Origin of the sequence: Lysinibacillus sp. NPDC093210 (genome assembly GCF_044753985.1) — a bacterium.
In the GTDB taxonomy this organism is placed as follows: Bacteria; Bacillota; Bacilli; order Bacillales_A; family Planococcaceae; genus Lysinibacillus.
This window is the reverse complement of the sequence record NZ_JBIVOE010000008.1, coordinates 60807-78062: the sequence shown is the minus strand read 5'-3', so window position 1 is coordinate 78062 and position 17256 is coordinate 60807. Positions and strand designations below refer to the sequence as shown.

Annotated in this window: 15 protein-coding genes and 1 pseudogene; 13 read left to right on the top strand and 3 right to left on the bottom strand. The window is 35.8% G+C overall.

What is annotated here, in order from left to right; translation table 11 throughout:
- The first annotated feature begins 83 nt into the window (after window positions 1-83).
- The 5 genes from ACIP9C_RS17760 to ACIP9C_RS17740 are packed head-to-tail and all read left to right on the top strand — an operon-like array spanning window position 84 to window position 6598.
- A complete protein-coding gene (locus ACIP9C_RS17760; RefSeq protein WP_401012709.1) occupies window positions 84-1019 on the top strand; it encodes a glycosyl hydrolase family 8 in 936 nt (311 codons plus the stop codon).
- Window positions 994-1851 (top strand): diguanylate cyclase domain-containing protein, encoded by an 858-nt coding sequence (locus ACIP9C_RS17755; RefSeq protein WP_401012707.1) that lies wholly within the window; start codon window positions 994-996, stop codon window positions 1849-1851. The genes ACIP9C_RS17760 and ACIP9C_RS17755 overlap by 26 nt, the downstream gene beginning before the upstream one ends.
- Window positions 1841-3280, top strand: coding sequence for a hypothetical protein (locus tag ACIP9C_RS17750; protein WP_401012705.1), 1440 nt, complete (start codon window positions 1841-1843; stop codon window positions 3278-3280). The genes ACIP9C_RS17755 and ACIP9C_RS17750 overlap by 11 nt, the downstream gene beginning before the upstream one ends.
- Window positions 3273-4532 carry a glycosyltransferase family 2 protein gene (locus tag ACIP9C_RS17745; RefSeq protein ID WP_401012703.1) on the top strand — a complete coding sequence of 420 codons (1260 nt, stop codon included), beginning with the start codon at window positions 3273-3275 and terminating at the stop codon, window positions 4530-4532. The genes ACIP9C_RS17750 and ACIP9C_RS17745 overlap by 8 nt, the downstream gene beginning before the upstream one ends.
- An 11-nt stretch (window positions 4533-4543) precedes the next feature.
- Window positions 4544-6598: a cellulose biosynthesis cyclic di-GMP-binding regulatory protein BcsB gene (locus tag ACIP9C_RS17740; RefSeq protein ID WP_401012701.1), complete on the top strand. Its 2055-nt coding sequence runs from the start codon at window positions 4544-4546 to the stop codon at window positions 6596-6598.
- Window positions 6599-6714: 116 nt separating this feature from the next.
- Here the strand turns inward: ACIP9C_RS17740 and gltC are convergent, their stop codons facing one another.
- Window positions 6715-7617, bottom strand: coding sequence for a glutamate biosynthesis transcriptional regulator GltC (gltC, locus tag ACIP9C_RS17735; protein WP_401012699.1), 903 nt, complete (start codon window positions 7615-7617; stop codon window positions 6715-6717).
- Between the two features lie 800 nt (window positions 7618-8417).
- Here gltC and sufC point away from each other — a divergent pair.
- From sufC to ACIP9C_RS17705, 6 genes and pseudogenes are all read left to right on the top strand, one after another.
- Window positions 8418-9197: a Fe-S cluster assembly ATPase SufC gene (gene sufC / locus ACIP9C_RS17730; protein ID WP_401012697.1), complete on the top strand. Its 780-nt coding sequence runs from the start codon at window positions 8418-8420 to the stop codon at window positions 9195-9197.
- A gap of 18 nt (window positions 9198-9215) precedes the next feature.
- Window positions 9216-10523 carry a Fe-S cluster assembly protein SufD gene (gene sufD, locus ACIP9C_RS17725; RefSeq protein ID WP_401012696.1) on the top strand — a complete coding sequence of 436 codons (1308 nt, stop codon included), beginning with the start codon at window positions 9216-9218 and terminating at the stop codon, window positions 10521-10523.
- The gene (locus ACIP9C_RS17720; RefSeq protein WP_401012694.1) at window positions 10523-11752 is read left to right on the top strand and encodes a cysteine desulfurase; all 1230 of its coding nucleotides are present in this window, start codon (window positions 10523-10525) and stop codon (window positions 11750-11752) included. The genes sufD and ACIP9C_RS17720 overlap by 1 nt, the downstream gene beginning before the upstream one ends.
- Window positions 11742-12170, top strand: a complete 429-nt coding sequence (gene sufU / locus ACIP9C_RS17715; RefSeq protein WP_340822698.1) for a Fe-S cluster assembly sulfur transfer protein SufU — start codon at window positions 11742-11744, stop codon at window positions 12168-12170. Before ACIP9C_RS17720 ends, sufU begins: the two co-directional genes overlap by 11 nt.
- A gap of 24 nt (window positions 12171-12194) precedes the next feature.
- Window positions 12195-13592: a Fe-S cluster assembly protein SufB gene (sufB, locus tag ACIP9C_RS17710; protein ID WP_401012692.1), complete on the top strand. Its 1398-nt coding sequence runs from the start codon at window positions 12195-12197 to the stop codon at window positions 13590-13592.
- 173 nt (window positions 13593-13765) lie between these two features.
- Window positions 13766-13900: pseudogene (locus ACIP9C_RS17705) on the top strand (IS3 family transposase); the annotation flags it as partial.
- Between the two features lie 230 nt (window positions 13901-14130).
- Here the strand turns inward: ACIP9C_RS17705 and ACIP9C_RS17700 are convergent.
- Together ACIP9C_RS17700 and ACIP9C_RS17695 are read right to left on the bottom strand one after the other, a co-directional pair.
- The gene (locus ACIP9C_RS17700) at window positions 14131-14463 is read right to left on the bottom strand and encodes a hypothetical protein (protein ID WP_401012690.1); all 333 of its coding nucleotides are present in this window, start codon (window positions 14461-14463) and stop codon (window positions 14131-14133) included.
- An 18-nt stretch (window positions 14464-14481) separates the two neighbouring features.
- Window positions 14482-14853: a hypothetical protein gene (locus tag ACIP9C_RS17695; RefSeq protein WP_401012688.1), complete on the bottom strand. Its 372-nt coding sequence runs from the start codon at window positions 14851-14853 to the stop codon at window positions 14482-14484.
- Between the two features lie 712 nt (window positions 14854-15565).
- Here ACIP9C_RS17695 and ACIP9C_RS17690 point away from each other — a divergent pair.
- A complete protein-coding gene (locus ACIP9C_RS17690) occupies window positions 15566-16423 on the top strand; it encodes a DUF72 domain-containing protein (protein ID WP_401012686.1) in 858 nt (285 codons plus the stop codon).
- Window positions 16423-17244 carry a sulfite exporter TauE/SafE family protein gene (locus ACIP9C_RS17685; protein WP_401012684.1) on the top strand — a complete coding sequence of 274 codons (822 nt, stop codon included), beginning with the start codon at window positions 16423-16425 and terminating at the stop codon, window positions 17242-17244. The genes ACIP9C_RS17690 and ACIP9C_RS17685 overlap by 1 nt, the downstream gene beginning before the upstream one ends.
- Window positions 17245-17256: the final 12 nt, after the last annotated feature.

Sequence of the window (17256 nt, the reverse complement as noted above, 5' to 3'; positions counted from 1 at the left end):
TTTTAATGAGCTGCTCACAAGGGAAAGAGAAAATAACCAAAAAACCCATTTCATCAACAGAGAAGTTTGTTATTGAGGAACTAATGACAGAAGATAACTTATTACGTACTGATTTAACGCAACAAAAAGATGTGTTTTTATCTGAATCTGTCGGTTTATGGTTGACCTATTTACTAGAAAAAGATGATCAAGCTCGTTTTGATGAGCAGCTTGAAGTGATTAATAATTATTTTTTAGAGAAGAAATTTATTGTCTGGCGAATTGACGGTAAAAAACAAGCTACTGTCAACGCACTGATTGATGATTTTAGAATTATGCGAGCACTATTTGACGCTGGGGAGAAATGGCATGATGAACGTTATATTACGTTAGGGAAGTCTATTGGCAAAAACATTGTAAAGTATGGAATGCAAGAAGATACGTTTGTAGATTTTGTTGATGTTCATACACATAAAAAGGCTAACACTATTACATTAAGTTACATTATGCCTTCTGCACTTTTAAAGATGCGACAATATCATGTTTTATCTAAAGCGCAACTAGAGCATCAATTATCTATTTTATCAAAAGCTCCAAAAGCTCAAGCAGGTTTTTTTCCAAAATATTATGATGTCGTATCAAAAAACTATGAGTATGATACAGAGTTACATATGATAGATCAATTGTATACTGCTTACCATAGTGCAACTTTAGGTTTGGAAACGAAGCAATTTACCAATTGGTTGCTGTCTTTATATAGTAGAGATCATAAATTGTACGGTCGCTATGATGCTAGTACAGGTGAACCAGCTGTCACATTTGAATCCCCTGCTGTTTACGCGATGGCTACTCGTTATATGTTGGAAATCCATAATGATAGGATGGCTGAAGAATTTTTCCGTAAAATGGAGTCGCTCAAAGCGAATGCAAATACGGGGTATGTAGACGTGCAAACAAATGCGACACATATATTTGATAATTTATTACCACTTCTAGCGGAAAGAGAGGTCGACGATGCGAACAGCAATAAAATGGAATAAAGCTATATTTCTTTATGGAATTTTACTTATTTTGCTTCTACAATTACCTGCTTATTTTTTACTACATCAAGATATTGAAAGCTTATTATTATATATCTTTTTAGTACTTATAGTAATCTTCACACTTTGGAGAGGTACGGTTACTGGGTTAATAAGTAGTCTGTTATTTATTTTTATCAGTGGTTCAACATTACTTTATATCGGTATGACTGGTTCTGTAGCATTGTTAAGTAATGCATTTTCAATGCAACAGTTTTTGGCATATGGTGTTGTACTACTACTCCTAGTATTATGCGCAGGAAAGATTCATGAATTACTGTTAGCACAAGAAAAATATATGAAAAACTTACAGCAGGATGTCAAAAACTTTGTAGCAATTGATGTAGAAACAGGTTTTGATAATGAATCCCGTATGCGTGTAATTGTTAATGAAGAAATGCGAAGAGCGGATCGTCATCAACATTCTTTTGTTTTTATTATGCTAAAGCTTGAAAACTATGAAAAATTTAAAAAGCTATATGGTTTCAAAGAAGCACAATATTTATGGAAGAAACTTGCGGAAAAAATACAACAATCCGTTAGACAAACAGATAAAAAATTCCGGTATCGTGAAAATTATCTTGCCATTTTATTAATCGATACATCCGATCAATACATTGATATTATTTACGAAAAGTTGGATCAAGCATTAAAAAACCATCAATTATTAAATAAGCGATGGGTGACATTAAGCTACAAAACAAGTTATTTTACTTACACGCCACAGATGGATCAAAGTTTTGATGATTTATTAGCAGAAATGGAAAGAGAGATGAAAACAAGTGCGCTTTAGATTTGGCTTGCTCGTCTTCATTGTTCTTTTTTATTTAGTTAGTATGCCTCAGCATTATCAAGCAGGTGCCGATGATAAAGACATTGCACTTATTTATGTTACTAGCAATCAACAAGTAGATGAAGATGTGCAAATTCTACGTGAAATGCTAAATGCTTATACAGATGTTGATGTCATACCGGTGGAAAATATTAAAGAAGATACATTGGATGGTTATAAACGTATTGTCATTTTAAATTCCTATAAGATGCATATACCTTTCCAAGCATTACAAGCTATGAACAATTTCCAAGGTCCCGCTGTTGCTATAGGGGAGAATATTGAGCAGATTTCCTCATTCGCACATTGGCAAAAGGGAAAAAAAGTGGAGCTTCGAAAAATTGAGGAACATGAATTGCAGAGTTCGATTGCCTGGACGGTCATGACCCCACCTAACGATGCTGAAGTTATACAAATGGCATCTTCATTTAATGAAGACTTCCCTTTTATTATGAAAGAAAAAAACAGCAATTGGTCATATATAGGTAAAGTGATTCAATCACCCCCTTTAGTATATGACTGGCCTTCAATATTTGGTGATTTATTGAAACTATCAATTCCAACCATACATCCTGCATTTATTGTGTTAACAGACATTAATGTGGAAACGGATGTTTTGAAGTTAAAGAAAGTAGTTGAACAGTTAAAGCAAGTTAATGTTCCTATAAACTTACAGATTAGCCCGCTATATGAGGAAGATGGTGCAATTTATTATTTACAGGACAATAAGGCATTGCTGAAATATTTACAACAATTACAGCAGGAGGGGGTAGCTTTTATTTTATCTTCTTCACAAGCTAACATTGAAAAAAGTCTAGATTATTTAGTATTGCGAAAAATTTATCCTACGTTAATTCTAGATGATAGCGCATTTTTCAGTGGAGTATTGCGACAACAAGAAAATCATTTTTATATAACCGAAAGAGATTCACAAAAAATTTATCCCTATACGATAGCAGCAATAAATGATGTGAATTTATATCCGCTGTATTCCGCACAGCAGTCGATTCGTAAAGTCAATAATGCGCCAGGTTCAACTATTGGAATTCAATTTCCTAGTTACTTAGGGGCTCATCATGTACAAGAGCTTGTTGAACTCTTAAACAAACAAGTACAGCTAGAATGGCTTGATTTTAGAAAAACAGAACAGTTTGTACAGACTTCTAAGGTTTCAATAATGCAATCCGCAAACGGAGAGCAAAAGATACAGCTTTCTTTTACCAAACTGGATCGCTTAAAAAAAATGTTTGATGAGCGGCCATTTGAAGTAGTTTTATGGCTGTTAGTAATCATAGTATCGTTATTTGTTATTGTATTTTTTATGAATACTTTGCGACTACGTATAACGCTACGTAAGCGACTATTTGAGGAGAGGAAAAGTAATGGCTGATATTTTATTTTATATTTCATTGTTCCTCATATGGATTATGCTGTTATACCATATGTTTTTAATGCAAGGGGGCTATTTGCATTTTCGATCTTATGAAAAGGTTATCGATGAATGGTCAAAGAAAATGATAGATGTTCCAACAGTGAGTATCTTTATTCCTGCACATAATGAAGAAGTTGTAATTGAACAAACTTTACGGGCAATGTCTCGATTGTTTTATCCGAAAGATAAGTTGGAAGTAATCGTTATTAACGATAATTCATCGGATAGGACAGGAGAGATTGCAAGAAAGTTTACAGAAAAATATCCATTTATACGAGTGATTGAAACAGTAGAGCCTTATAAAGGTAAGGGCAAATCTTCTGCATTAAATGCTGCATTAGCCGATTCTACTGGGGAAGTTGTTATTGTTTACGATGCAGACAATACACCAGAGCGTATGGCAATTTGGTATTTAGTTATGGGGCTTGTAAATGACCCTAAAGCGGCAGCTACCGTGGGGAAATTTCGAGTGGTAAATGCGACTGAAACATGGTTAACGCGATTTATTAATATTGAAACAATTTGTTTTCAGTGGATGGCACAAGGTGGTCGTTGGAAGTGGTTTAACATTGCAACAATTCCAGGTACAAATTTCGCCATTCGTCGTAGTATTTTAGAACAATTAGGTGGTTGGGATGTAAAGGCGTTAGCGGAGGATACTGAATTAACAATTCGTGTCTATAATTTAGGCTATCATATCCGCTTTTTCCCTAAGGCTATTACATGGGAACAAGAACCAGAGACGTTGAAAGTATGGTGGAAACAACGAACACGCTGGGCAAGGGGAAATCAGTATGTTGTGCTAAAGTTTTTAAGCCAATTTTTCACATTGAAAAGAAAAAGTATTATTTTTGATTTGTTTTATTTCTTTTTTACTTACTTTTTATTTTTCTTCGGCGTCATTTTGTCCAACATTTTATTTATCACCAATCTTTTTTACGATATTGGACTAACTGTAGGAGATATCGCAATTGTTTTATGGGTATTGGCTTTCTTGTTATTTTTAGGTGAAGTGATGATTACCTTAAGCATTGAAAAAACAGAAATGAATCGTAAAAATTTTTTCTATGTTATTTTAATGTATTTTACATATTCACAAATGTGGATTGTATTAGTTATTTGGTCTCTATTTTTAGAGATAAAAAGAGTTTTTACTGGCCAAGAAGTGCAGTGGTATAAAACTGAGCGCTTTGCAAAGAAAACAAAATAAGGAGAACAATAATGAGAGTCTTACTTTATATTTTTACAGTCTTAATTAGTTTGCCGTTCTTAGCTGCGCATGCCCTAGCTGCGCCAATCACAGTAGAAAAACAGACAATAGCTATTGAGGCAAACAGCTTAGCAAAAAAACCATTGTTGTCTCAGGCAATTGAATTACAAGGGCCTTCCTCTTCAAGAGATTTCTATTACACGCTCAGTCAAGATGTAGAGGCAAAGGGACAAACTGTTTCATTTCAAATACAGCAGTCAGAACTGTTAATAGCTCCGTCCTCTTTTACGATAAAAGTGGATGATATTGCATTAAAATCGACTGCATTAACTTCAGATTTATTGAAGCAAACTGTGACTGTTACTTTACCGGAAAGTGCCTTAATGAAAGGAACGCATAAAATAACAGCAAGTTTCTATGGTATTTTGAAAGAAGGTGTCTGTGTGGCACCAGGTAATGAGGGAAATTGGTTACGTATCGATATTTTATCGTCTATTTCATCATTTAATGAAAGTACACAACAATGGACATTGAGCAACTATCCTGAAGGGTTTGTAGGCTATGAAGATTATAGAACAACACTTATAGTACCTGATGAAGCTTCAGAACAAACATTGAATGCTAGTTATCAACTTGCTGCTTATTTGTCAGAGCAAGGTGAGAATGACGTTGATGTTAAAAGAGAATCTGCTGTTGCACGTGTTGCTGGACCGGTTATTGTGGTAGGAGCAAAAGAGGAATTTAGTACAAATTATATGATTAAAATGCTCGGGACTGCCAATAGTCAATATGAAGATGGTCTTTCACTTAGTGTTCATAGTCTAAAAAATGAGGAAAGCAATCAAAGTGTGCCTATTTTGTTTGTGTCAGCCGCTTCTCCAAATGCACTTCAAGAGCAAATTTCGTTATTGACGGATACTAAATTGTATAGTCAATTTGCCGGAAGTGAGTTAACAGTGGATGAGTTACCAACAGTGAACAATTCTTCTAATTCAACACTTCTCTTTTCACAGCTAGGTTTTGACCATCAAATATTATCGAGTCAAGAAACGATGACTCCACACTATTATGTGTCTTTACCACAGGTTGAGGCTGATAAAGAAGCAAACATGCGATTAGTCTTAAAGAAATCAGCTCTATTACCTGAAAAGGGTAAAAGTAATGAACGTGAAGTAGAATTGATTGTATGGGTTAATGATGTACCGCATGCAGTTGACCTTCAGAAGCTAGAGTCAACTTCTTCTGATTTATATGAAGTGAATGTGCCCATTCAAACAAATGTGTTAAATAAACAATCGATGACAGATATCCAATTTGAAGTAACTGGTTTTCAATTAGAGGATCCTTGTGAAACGACGAATGAACGTTATTGGCTTTATATTGATGGTAGTAGTACATTATCTATTACAAAAGAAGCAACACCACCAACATTTACATTAAGGGATTTTCCAAATGCTTTCCAAGAACAATCTTTGATTATTGTTCCGAATAATACAGTGATAAACGATACACAAATGCTCTTGCTATATAAGTCGTTAATGACGAATGGTGAAATGGCTCAAACAATATTGAGGAAAGAACGAGACGTTAAGGAAGAGGAATTGAAACGAAGTGCGATTATTTTTGCTGGAGCTTCTTCCGATTTCACAACGCTCATAGGAAACAAAAACAATATCCCTCAATCTGTAGAGGATTTACTAAAGCAAGGATTTCTTCCAGAAACAATTGCTCAATATACATTTATTACCAAAAGCTTTTGGGATGATAAGCAACCGCTATTAATCATCCAAATGATGGATGAAGCAGCGAATCAAAAGGACTTTTTAGCCCAATTGAAGGGGACAAATGAAAAGGTAAGCTCTGCTATTGAAACAAAAGAGGGGAAATTTGTAGTTGCGGCTAGTAGTGCGGCAGACATTGAAAAATCTACCTCAGAGCAGAACAATTCTATTTCATTTGTGCTTATTGCAGAATTTGCCGTATTGATAATAGTGATTGGGCTTATACTATATTTGATTTTACGTAGAAGAAGAAAAAATCTACTGGTTGAGGAAGAAGAAGAGTAGAATTTCAGCATCAGTAGCAATAGAATAAAAGGCATCAAGTTGAATTTCTTGATGCCTGTTGTCGACAATTTGAGACTCAGTGAATTTCACTGAGTCTTTTTCTGTTAGTTTAGGTGTTATTGAAACTGCGAAAGACGGGAAAAGAAATTCGTTACGAAGTCTAAAAATATTTTTTCAGATGGTGCGATTTCTCGATTTACAGGTGAAATAATACCAACTGTTCTTGGTATTGTGGGCGATTCAATTGGCACTTTGATAGTGAATCGGGCTGCAGAATCGTATAGTGAGCTCTCAGGTAGTAGGCTGACACCAATTCCTGCGGCCACTAAACCTTTTAATGCATCTAAGTCTTCACCTTCAGATATTACATTTGGTAAGAAGCCGGCAGCACGGCATGCATCCATCGCAACTTTATGTAATATATAGCCATCTGGAAAAAGAACGAAAAGATCATTACGTAAATCTGCTAGCTGAATACTTTCTCGTTTCGCTAAAGGATGGTTTGCTGGCAATAGGGCTGCAATATTTTCGGTGAATAAGATGTTAGATTGAATTGCTTCGTCCTTTGGTGGCAGCGGTCCTAAAAATGCTAAGTTAAGCTCACGATTTTTAACGGCATCAATTAAAAAGCGATAAGAGCCTTGGCGCAATTGGAATTGCAAATCTGGGTATTCACGCTTAAAAGCAGAAATAACGGTTGGCAGTACATAACTTGCTAAGCTCGTAGGAAAACCGATTTTAATGGTTCCTTTTGCGGGATCTAAATATTCCTCAACCTGCTTGGCTGCAAAATCAATTGCTTTTAAAGCAGTGATTGTATGTTCAAGAAAAGTTTTTCCTATCGGTGTTAATTTTACATTTCTGCCGACACGTTCAAAAAGTGGTGTACCTAATTCGTCTTCTAAATTAGCAATTTGACGACTTATTGCTGATTGGGCAACATGAAGGTGTTCAGCAGCTTCAGAAATATGCTCACGCTCTGCAACCTCCACAAAATAACGTAATTGACGTAACTCCACTGGATATTCACCTCTATCTAATCGAAAAATCCGATTAATTATATTTTAATTATATAATATTTAAGATATAAAAAGACTGAAAAAATATCATGGTGCTAAAAAATGAATAAAAGATTACAATCAACTCAAATGCATTTTAAACCATTTAATGTAGATGACCAATATCTGTATATCTTTATGCAAAGTGCCAGGCACTATAACAATATTTAGCCTTCAAACATTTTTTATGAAAAAGTGTTAGGTTGACTGCAATCAATCTAACGCTTTTTCACTTTTGTCCTAGCTTCTTTTATATGTACATGTAAAATTTTGCGATGACTTCTCTGAAAGCAAAGTAAATTTTTAACATACAGAAAAAAGTTTATGAATGTTTGAACGGATGATAAGATAGTTTTTTTAAAACAATAGTAATTAATAGCACTAGTACTCTATAATTTTATTTTCTTATAGTGATTCCATTCTAATGAAATAGGATATAGTATAGATATGGTTGTTTGTGCATTTTTGTCACAAAACCGCTACAATTAACGCTTTATGCGAGGTTTCCACTATGTAGCTAGATGAAATCCATTCTCATTTAGGGATATTTCATTGAAAATAGACTTTGTCTATTCTCATTAGCAGTTTCGATTCTAAAAAATCTGAAAATGCTTAAAAAGTCTTTATAATTCAAGATCTTATCATTGAAAAATGAAAGTGGTCAAAATGGTTTGCATAGAGAACGATTTTCAGTTAAGATTAGAATGATGATAATTAAGGAATGGTTGCCCATTCACAGAACACACTATGGAGGTATTTTCATGTCAACTTTAGTAATTAAAGATCTTCACGTTGAAATCGACGGGAAAGAGATTTTAAAAGGCGTAAACCTTACAATTAATACAAATGAAATCCATGCAATTATGGGACCTAACGGAACCGGTAAATCAACACTAGCTTCTGCAATTATGGGACACCCAAAATACGAAGTTACTTCTGGTACAGTTGAACTTGATGGTGAAAACGTACTTGAAATGGAAGTTGATGAGCGTGCACAAGCTGGCTTGTTCCTAGCTATGCAATACCCATCAGAAATCGCTGGTGTAACAAACGCTGATTTCTTACGTTCAGCTATTAATGCACGCCGTGAAGAGGGCGACGAAATTTCACTAATGAAATTCATTCGTGAATTAGATAAAAATATGGAATTCCTTGAAATGAACGAAGACATGGCACAACGCTATTTAAACGAAGGTTTCTCTGGCGGTGAGAAAAAACGTAACGAAATTCTACAATTAATGATGATTAAGCCAACTTTCGCTATTTTAGATGAGATTGACTCTGGTCTTGATATCGATGCACTTAAAGTAGTTTCTAAAGGTATTAATGCAATGCGTGGCGAAGGTTTCGGATGCTTAATGATCACTCACTACCAACGTCTACTTAACTACATCACACCAGACCATGTTCACGTAATGATGCAAGGTCGCGTTGTAAAATCAGGTGGCGAAGAATTAGCACACCGATTAGAAGCAGAAGGTTATGACTGGATTAAAAAAGAACTAGGTATCGAAGAAGAAACAGAAGAACAAGAAGCATAAGAAGGAGGACGAACTAGCATGACAGTGGAACTTAACTTGCCTGTAACATTACAGGACGTGCGCTCGTTCTCAGAGGCTAATGGTGAACCAACTTGGTTTGCAGAGCTTCGTACGGCAGCACTAGACAAAGCAGCTGGTTTAGATATGCCAAAACCAGATAGAACAAATATTTCAAAATGGGACTTTATGAACTTCCCAACTCATACAGTTGTCAGTGAAGAATTTGCTTCACTTGATGCACTTCCAGAAGAGGCACGAGGCTTAATTGATCTTGAGTCACAAGAAAACTTATATATTCAACGAAACAACACACCAGCGTTTATTAAAACATCACAGGAGCTTGCTGACAAAGGTGTTATTTTTACAGATATGTTAACAGCTGTACGTGATCACGGTGAGCTTGTTCAAAAGTACTTCATGACTGAAGCGGTAAAAGTTGATGAACATAAATTAACAGCACTTCACGCAGCACTTGTGAATGGTGGCGTATTTGTTTACGTACCGAAAAATGTCGTTATTGAGCAACCGTTACAAGTTGTTTTCTTAAATGATAATGCAGAAGCTTCACTTTATAACCACGTATTAGTAGTAGCTGAAGCAAATGCAGCTGTCACATATGTGGAAACATATATTTCTACAGTTGAAGAAGCAAAAGCTCAAGCTAACATTATTTCTGAAGTAATTGTACAAGATAATGCACAAGTAATTTACGGTGCGGTTGATGTACTTGCTAAAGGTTATACTACTTATGTAAATCGTCGTGCTCGTTTAGCGCGTGATGCAAAAGTTGACTGGGCTCTTGGTTTAATGAACGATTCAGATACAATTTCTGAAAACATTACACACCTTGTCGGTGACGGTTCACATGCTGATACAAAAACAGTTGTTGTTGGTCGCGGAGAGCAAAAACTAAACTTCACAACAGAAGTTCGTCACTGGGGTAAAAACTCAAATGGTCACATCTTAAAACACGGTGTGATGAAAGATGCAGCACAGTCAATTTTCAACGGTATTGGCTATATTGAACACGGTGCTACAAAAGCAGATGCACAACAAGAATCACGTGTGTTAATGCTTTCTGAAAAAGCACGTGGCGATGCTAACCCAATTCTTTTAATTGACGAAGATGATGTAACAGCAGGACACGCAGCATCTGTAGGACGAGTAGATCCACTACAACTTTATTACTTAATGAGTCGTGGTATCTCGAAAGCAGAAGCAGAGCGCCTTGTTATCCATGGATTCCTTGCGCCAGTTGTTAAGCAATTACCTATAGAAGGCGTTCAAAAGCAACTGACGGAGGTTATCGAAAGGAAAGTTCGCTAATGATCAATAAAGACATTAAAAGCTATTTCCCAATATTAAATCAACAAGTAAATGGTCATCCACTTGTTTACCTTGATAGCGCGGCAACATCTCAAAAGCCTACTCAAGTAATTGAAGCAATTAAGCATTATTATGAATTTGATAACTCGAATGTTCACCGAGGTGTGCATACATTGGGAAATCGTGCGACTGACAAATACGAGGGTGCTCGTGAAAAGGTGCGCAATTTCATTAATGCGAAATCAACAGAAGAAATTATTTTTACTCGTGGTACGACGACTGCGTTAAATACAGTAGCTTCTAGTTATGGTCGTGCAAATGTTGAGCAAGGTGATGAAATTGTCATCACGCATATGGAGCATCACTCCAACATCATTCCTTGGCAACAGCTTGCAAAAGAAAAAAACGCAATATTAAAGTACATTGACCTTGAGGCAGATGGCACAATTGATCTTGAAAAGGTTCGAACAACGATAACACCGAAAACGAAAATCGTGTCAGTATCAATGGCATCAAATGTTCTCGGTACAATTAATCCGATTAAAGAAATTGCAAAAATTGCACATGCTAATGGTGCTGTAATGGTAGCAGATGGTGCGCAAGCTGCACCGCATATGAAAATTGATGTGCAAGATCTAGATGTAGATTTCTTAGGTTTTTCAGGTCATAAAATGTGCGGTCCGACTGGAATAGGTGTACTATATGGTAAAAAAGAGCACCTTGAAAAGATGGAGCCAATTGAATTTGGTGGCGAAATGATCGATTTTGTTGGACTACATGATTCAACGTGGAAGGAATTACCGTGGAAATTTGAAGGTGGTACGCCTATCATTGCAGGTGCAATCGGTTTAGGTGCTGCTATCGATTTCTTAACTGAAGTAGGGTTAGAGAATATTGCACAGCATGAGCATAAGCTTGTAGGCTATGCAATGGATCAACTTGAAACAATTGAGGGACTTAAAATTTTTGGTCCGCGCGATCCAATGAAACGTTGTGGTCTTGTTACGTTTAACTTAGATGATGTGCATCCACATGATGTTGCAACAGTTCTAGACATGAACGGTATCGCTGTTCGTGCAGGACATCATTGCGCTCAGCCACTAATGAAATGTCTCCAACAAGTAGCGACAGCGCGTGCAAGCTTTTATCTGTATAACACGGAGGAAGATATTGACCGCTTAGTTGCCGGGTTGCGTTCTGCGAAGGAGTATTTTGGCGATGTCTTTTAATAATTTAGATCAACTATACCGTTCAGTTATCATGGATCATTATAAAAATCCTCGAAATAAAGGATCTTTAGATACAGATGCTGTAACAATTGATATGAACAATCCGACTTGTGGCGACCGCATTCACTTAACGCTTAAAGTGAATGATGGTGTTGTAGAAGATGCAAAATTTGATGGTGAAGGCTGTTCTATTTCGATGTCTTCTGCTTCAATGATGACACAAATTGTCAAAGGGAAAAAAGTAGAAGAAGCATTAGAGCTTGCTGAAATTTTCTCAAAAATGATGATGGGTGAAGAATATAGCGATAAATACGACCTTGAGGATGTTGAGGCACTGCAAGGTGTTTCTCAATTCCCTGCACGAATTAAATGTGCGACATTGGCTTGGAAAGCAATGGAAAAAGGCGTAAAAGAATAATAATTCGTGAACGGAGGAGAAATAATGGCTAAAAAAATGCCGGATATTGGCGATTACAAATACGGATTCCATGACAAGGACGTATCAATTTTCCGTTCAAAACGTGGTTTAACTGAAGAAATCGTCCGTGAAATTTCAAATATGAAGCAAGAGCCTGAGTGGATGCTTGAATACCGCTTAAAAGCGCTTGAAACTTTCTATACAAAACCAATGCCACAATGGGGTGGCGACCTTGGAGATTTAGATTTTGATGAAATCACGTACTACGTAAAACCATCTGAAGCTACGCAAAAATCTTGGGATGAAGTACCTGAAGAAATTAAAGCAACATTTGATAAATTAGGTATTCCTGAGGCAGAGCAAAAGTATCTTGCGGGTGTATCCGCTCAGTACGAATCTGAGGTAGTATACCACAACATGAAACAAGATCTTGAAGACCTTGGTATTGTGTTTAAAGATACTGATTCGGCTTTACGTGAAAACGAAGATATTTTCAAAAAATATTGGGGCAAAGTAATCCCTTACACTGATAACAAATTTGCTGCACTAAATTCAGCAGTTTGGTCAGGTGGTTCATTTATCTATGTGCCACCAGGTGTTAAAGTTGAAACGCCTTTACAAGCATACTTCCGTATTAACTCTGAAAATATGGGTCAATTTGAACGTACGCTAATTATTGTTGATGAAGGTGCACATGTACACTATGTTGAAGGATGTACAGCTCCTGTTTATACTACAAACTCTTTACACTCAGCAGTTGTAGAGATTATTGTGCAAAAGGATGCATACTGCCGTTATACAACGATTCAAAACTGGGCGAACAATGTTTACAACTTAGTAACAAAACGTACAGTTGTTGAAGAAAACGGTACAATGGAATGGATCGATGGTAATATCGGTTCTAAATTAACGATGAAATACCCAGCTTGTATCCTTAAAGGTGAAGGCGCTCGTGGTATGACATTATCAATTGCATTAGCTGGTAAAGGACAACACCAACATGCTGGAGCAAAAATGATTCATATGGCACCTAATACATCTTCTACAATCGTTTCAAAATCGATTGCTAAACAAGGTGGTAAAGTAACATATATGGGTCAAGTACGTTTCGGTCCTAAAGCAAGTGGTGCACGTGCTAACATTGAATGTGATACGTTAATCATGGATAACCAATCTACTTCGGATACAATTCCATACAACGAAATTTTAAATGATAATGTTTCTTTAGAGCATGAAGCGAAAGTTTCTAAAGTATCAGAAGAGCAGTTATTCTACTTAATGTCTCGTGGTATTTCTGAAGAAGAAGCAACGGAAATGATCGTAATGGGCTTTATCGAACCATTTACGAAAGAATTACCAATGGAATACGCAGTAGAAATGAACCGTCTCATCAAGTTTGAAATGGAAGGCAGTATTGGGTAATTGTCTGATAAACCTTGCTTCATCAATATTTCTATATGGTTTGATTAAGGTGAAATGTGTGAAACACCCACAAATTATCTACTATATGCTTTTTATAAAGGTCGAGTGCACTGCGCTCGATCTTTTCTTTATATGTAGAAAAGTAATGACTGTAACTTACTCAATCAATTACAGAAGGGTGTAAGTTGCATAGCAAAGGCTCGATTTACACCTATTATCACTTTCAACAAGCTGTGAAAGCAAAGGGCATTACCATGGGCATGTCCCGTAAAGGTAGGCCCGCTGATAATGCCACAATCGAATCGTTTCAGTTTGTCTCTACTTAGACAGTGCAAGATAGTCTGTGAACGTTGTTTATGCGTAGTTTTATACATTTTCGTCAAAACCTTATTATAGAAACAATTTCAATCTTGTACTACTTCTGTATAAAATACGAAATCTTATTATCGTAGGTTTGTATTTCCCTAAGACACACTTCTTTTTTATATTTGAGAGAGGCTATCTCATCCCAAAATTAATGCTTCTAACTGAAAATCACTTATAGAGGATTACTATACATCTTGCCAGTAAATGTTGCTTTATATTCTCCTTTAATATACTCATGTTTTACATATTTTAAAAGACCTCTCATTACCCCATAAACTTCATGATAATACTCATAGGGTACTTCCTTAGGAATCAATGAAGCTGTGGGAAAAGTCAAAGTGATTGTTTGAACATGATCATAAACCCAAAATGGCGATACATCAGTTTGTGTTTCTTGTATCAAGGCTATAGTTGTTTCTCTTGCCTGAACAGTTAGACTAGAAAATGGTAAAATAAATGAAGCAACACCTACCATCAATAAACCTTTATTAAAAAAGTAATTCATATATGGAACACGCCTTTTTTAATAATTAATTTTACCTGTGAAAGTTGCTCTCCAAGTATATTGAAGCTTTTCTACATCTCCAGTTCTTTTTAGTTTGCCATGATACCACTTACCATCAATATACTCTTCGTAATAAATTGAATCCGGGACTGTAGCGGCGGAAGTATACTCTTTTTTTACAGTTTTAGTTATTGCAGTCCAAGGCCATCCATAAGTTGAAACATTATCTTTATTTATTTCGTATAAATTACCACTCATATCACCAACCATTTCTTTTGTATTATCTTCATTTACCTCATCTTTAGTCACCGCTTGTGGCTGAATTACAATTGAACCAAATGAAACAACCAAAACCAAAACTACTATGAAATAAATGGTTTTTTTTTGCACTTCCCTTTCTCCTTCCCTTTATTTTTTAGTATGTTTTATAAAAATCGAATATATTATATCTTATAAGTTTGAATATTTCAAAAAATAAGATATTGATGATGTGAGTTAGTAATATTTTCAATATTTTAGGCAATTCTACCTTATCGACTATAATCAAGCTTACAGAAGTGGAGATTTACAATGTATGTTTATATCGAAGCAAAGTCTATATACTTCATAGGAATAGCTCTTTTCACCATGAACATCCGACAATTATATTATTAGAAGCTGATGTAAAGCGAACATTTGCTAAAATGGAGAATGACAGACTATTAGTTGTGAATGTATTATATAGTAGAAATAGGGATATTAAAGTTTTATGTTCCTTCCAATTACGGTATCTTTCGAAAAGTGTATGTTATGATAATGTTCTTCCTGAAAGAAGTTTCTCTCTGTAGACGTCGTCGTCTGATAGAATTTTTGCAGATTTGCTCAAAAAACGTATTCGAGCGATTTCAAATGATTTATGGTAAAGTGTATGAATAGTTATAGTATAGTTGCTTGTTATGTTGTATTTCTTTCTATTCAACTTTATATGAGGAAAAGTTCAATGGACTAATTTTGTAAAAATACATGCGACTAGAGCTATTTTAGCTTTAGTCGCTTTTTATTTTTGTAAGTATTTGCACTTAGAAAGTGTGTGCTATCATTATGTACATAGGGAGGGAGTCACTTGATTCGAGTTGGGTTAACAGGTTGGGGCGATCATCCTTCGTTATATAGTGGAGTGACTGCCTCAAAGGACAAATTATTCGATTACGCAGGCCATTTTTTAACGGTAGAATTAGATACATCTTTTTATGCCATTCCGTCAGTTGATAATGTTCGAAAATGGTGTGAGCTAACACCAGATTCATTTCGTTTTGTAATAAAGGCCTACCAGGGAATGACTGGACATTTGCGGGGGGAAATTCCTTATGAATCCAAAAACGATATGTTCAATGCTTTTATCGAATGTGCTAATGAATTTAAACGTCACGGGAAGTTAGCAATAATATTGGCACAATTTCCGCCATGGTTTGATTGTCAATCAAAAAATGTACAATACTTATTGTATATTAGGCAACAATTAAAAGCGTTCGATGTGGCGATTGAGTTTCGAAATCAGACATGGTATGCAGAGAAGGTTGTTAAGCAAACAATGGATTTTTTAAAGGAACATCAATTTATTCATACAATTTGTGATGAACCGCAAGCAGGTATTGGTTCTGTCCCATTTTATCCTGCAGTAACGGCAAATAATGCACTCGTCCGTATTCATGGACGTAATATTCATGGTTGGCGTAATACGGGCAATTCGGAAAACTGGCGAAAAGTTCGTTTTTTATATGATTACAATAAAGAAGAACTACAACAACTCGGACAGCATCTTCAAAGCATAGAGCCTAATGTGCAGGAGCTATTTGTTTTATTTAATAATAATTCTGGTCAACATGCTGCAAAAAATGCGAAAGAACTTCAGGAGATGTTAGCTATTCGAGATGTTGGTTTAGCACCAAAACAATTAAATATGTTTGAGGGAGAAGTATAATGGAGTTTATTCTTTTAGTAGTAATTGCACTAGTCTCGGGGCTCATTGGTTCGCTTGTAGGGCTCGGTGGAGGGATTATTTTAGTACCTGCAACTTTATTTGTTGGGTTAAACCTCGGTATGCTCCCAGATATTACACCGCAAAAAGTAGTGGGGCTATCGGTAGTAATGATGATTTTCACTGGGCTAGCGTCCACTTTAAGCTATATGAAATCCAAAACAGTGGATTATAAAAGTGGGTTTATATTCTTTTTAGGTAGTATTCCAGGGACGATATTAGGTGCATGGGTAAATAAAGGATTGGATTTACCCTCATTTAACTTATATTTTGGGATATTATTAATTGTTATTTCGATAATTTTACTTGTACGCGATAAATTGAAACCTGTACAATGGTTTGTGAAAAATGGTACGCAACATCAGTTTATTGATGAAGCAGGACAAACGTCTGTCTACGGATATCCTATTTGGTTTGCGTTATTATTCTGCTTTGCAGTTGGCTTTGCCTCAGGATTATTTGGAATTGGTGGCGGCTCAATGATTGTGCCTGCAATGATTATTTTGTTTTTATTTCCGCCACATGTTGCAGTGGCAACTTCGATGTTTATGGTATTCCTAACTTCGATTGTGAACTCAGCGAGTCATATTTATTTAGGACATGTACCGTGGCTATATACGATTCCTGTTATTCCTGGAGCTTATATCGGGGCTAAACTAGGAGCAGCACTAAATAAAAAAATTAAATCCGATACACTTGTCCTAGCACTACGAATTATTTTATTATTATTAGGAATTCGTTCCATTATAGAGGGCTTATTGTAAAGAAGAGGTGGC

Bases quoted from the DNA above. Each gene is read 5' to 3' on its own strand.
- ACIP9C_RS17740 (WP_401012701.1), top strand. From the start codon at position 4,544: ATGAGAGTCTTACTTTATATTTTTACAGTCTTAATTAGTTTGCCGTTC.
- ACIP9C_RS17760 (WP_401012709.1), top strand. From the start codon at position 84: ATGACAGAAGATAACTTATTACGTACTGATTTAACGCAACAAAAAGAT.
- sufB (WP_401012692.1), top strand. From the start codon at position 12,195: ATGGCTAAAAAAATGCCGGATATTGGCGATTACAAATACGGATTCCAT.
- sufD (WP_401012696.1), top strand. From the start codon at position 9,216: ATGACAGTGGAACTTAACTTGCCTGTAACATTACAGGACGTGCGCTCG.
- ACIP9C_RS17745 (WP_401012703.1), top strand. From the start codon at position 3,273: ATGGCTGATATTTTATTTTATATTTCATTGTTCCTCATATGGATTATG.
- sufU (WP_340822698.1), top strand. From the start codon at position 11,742: ATGTCTTTTAATAATTTAGATCAACTATACCGTTCAGTTATCATGGAT.
- ACIP9C_RS17700 (WP_401012690.1), bottom strand. From the start codon at position 14,463: ATGAATTACTTTTTTAATAAAGGTTTATTGATGGTAGGTGTTGCTTCA.
- ACIP9C_RS17720 (WP_401012694.1), top strand. From the start codon at position 10,523: ATGATCAATAAAGACATTAAAAGCTATTTCCCAATATTAAATCAACAA.
- ACIP9C_RS17755 (WP_401012707.1), top strand. From the start codon at position 994: ATGCGAACAGCAATAAAATGGAATAAAGCTATATTTCTTTATGGAATT.
- sufC (WP_401012697.1), top strand. From the start codon at position 8,418: ATGTCAACTTTAGTAATTAAAGATCTTCACGTTGAAATCGACGGGAAA.
- ACIP9C_RS17685 (WP_401012684.1), top strand. From the start codon at position 16,423: ATGGAGTTTATTCTTTTAGTAGTAATTGCACTAGTCTCGGGGCTCATT.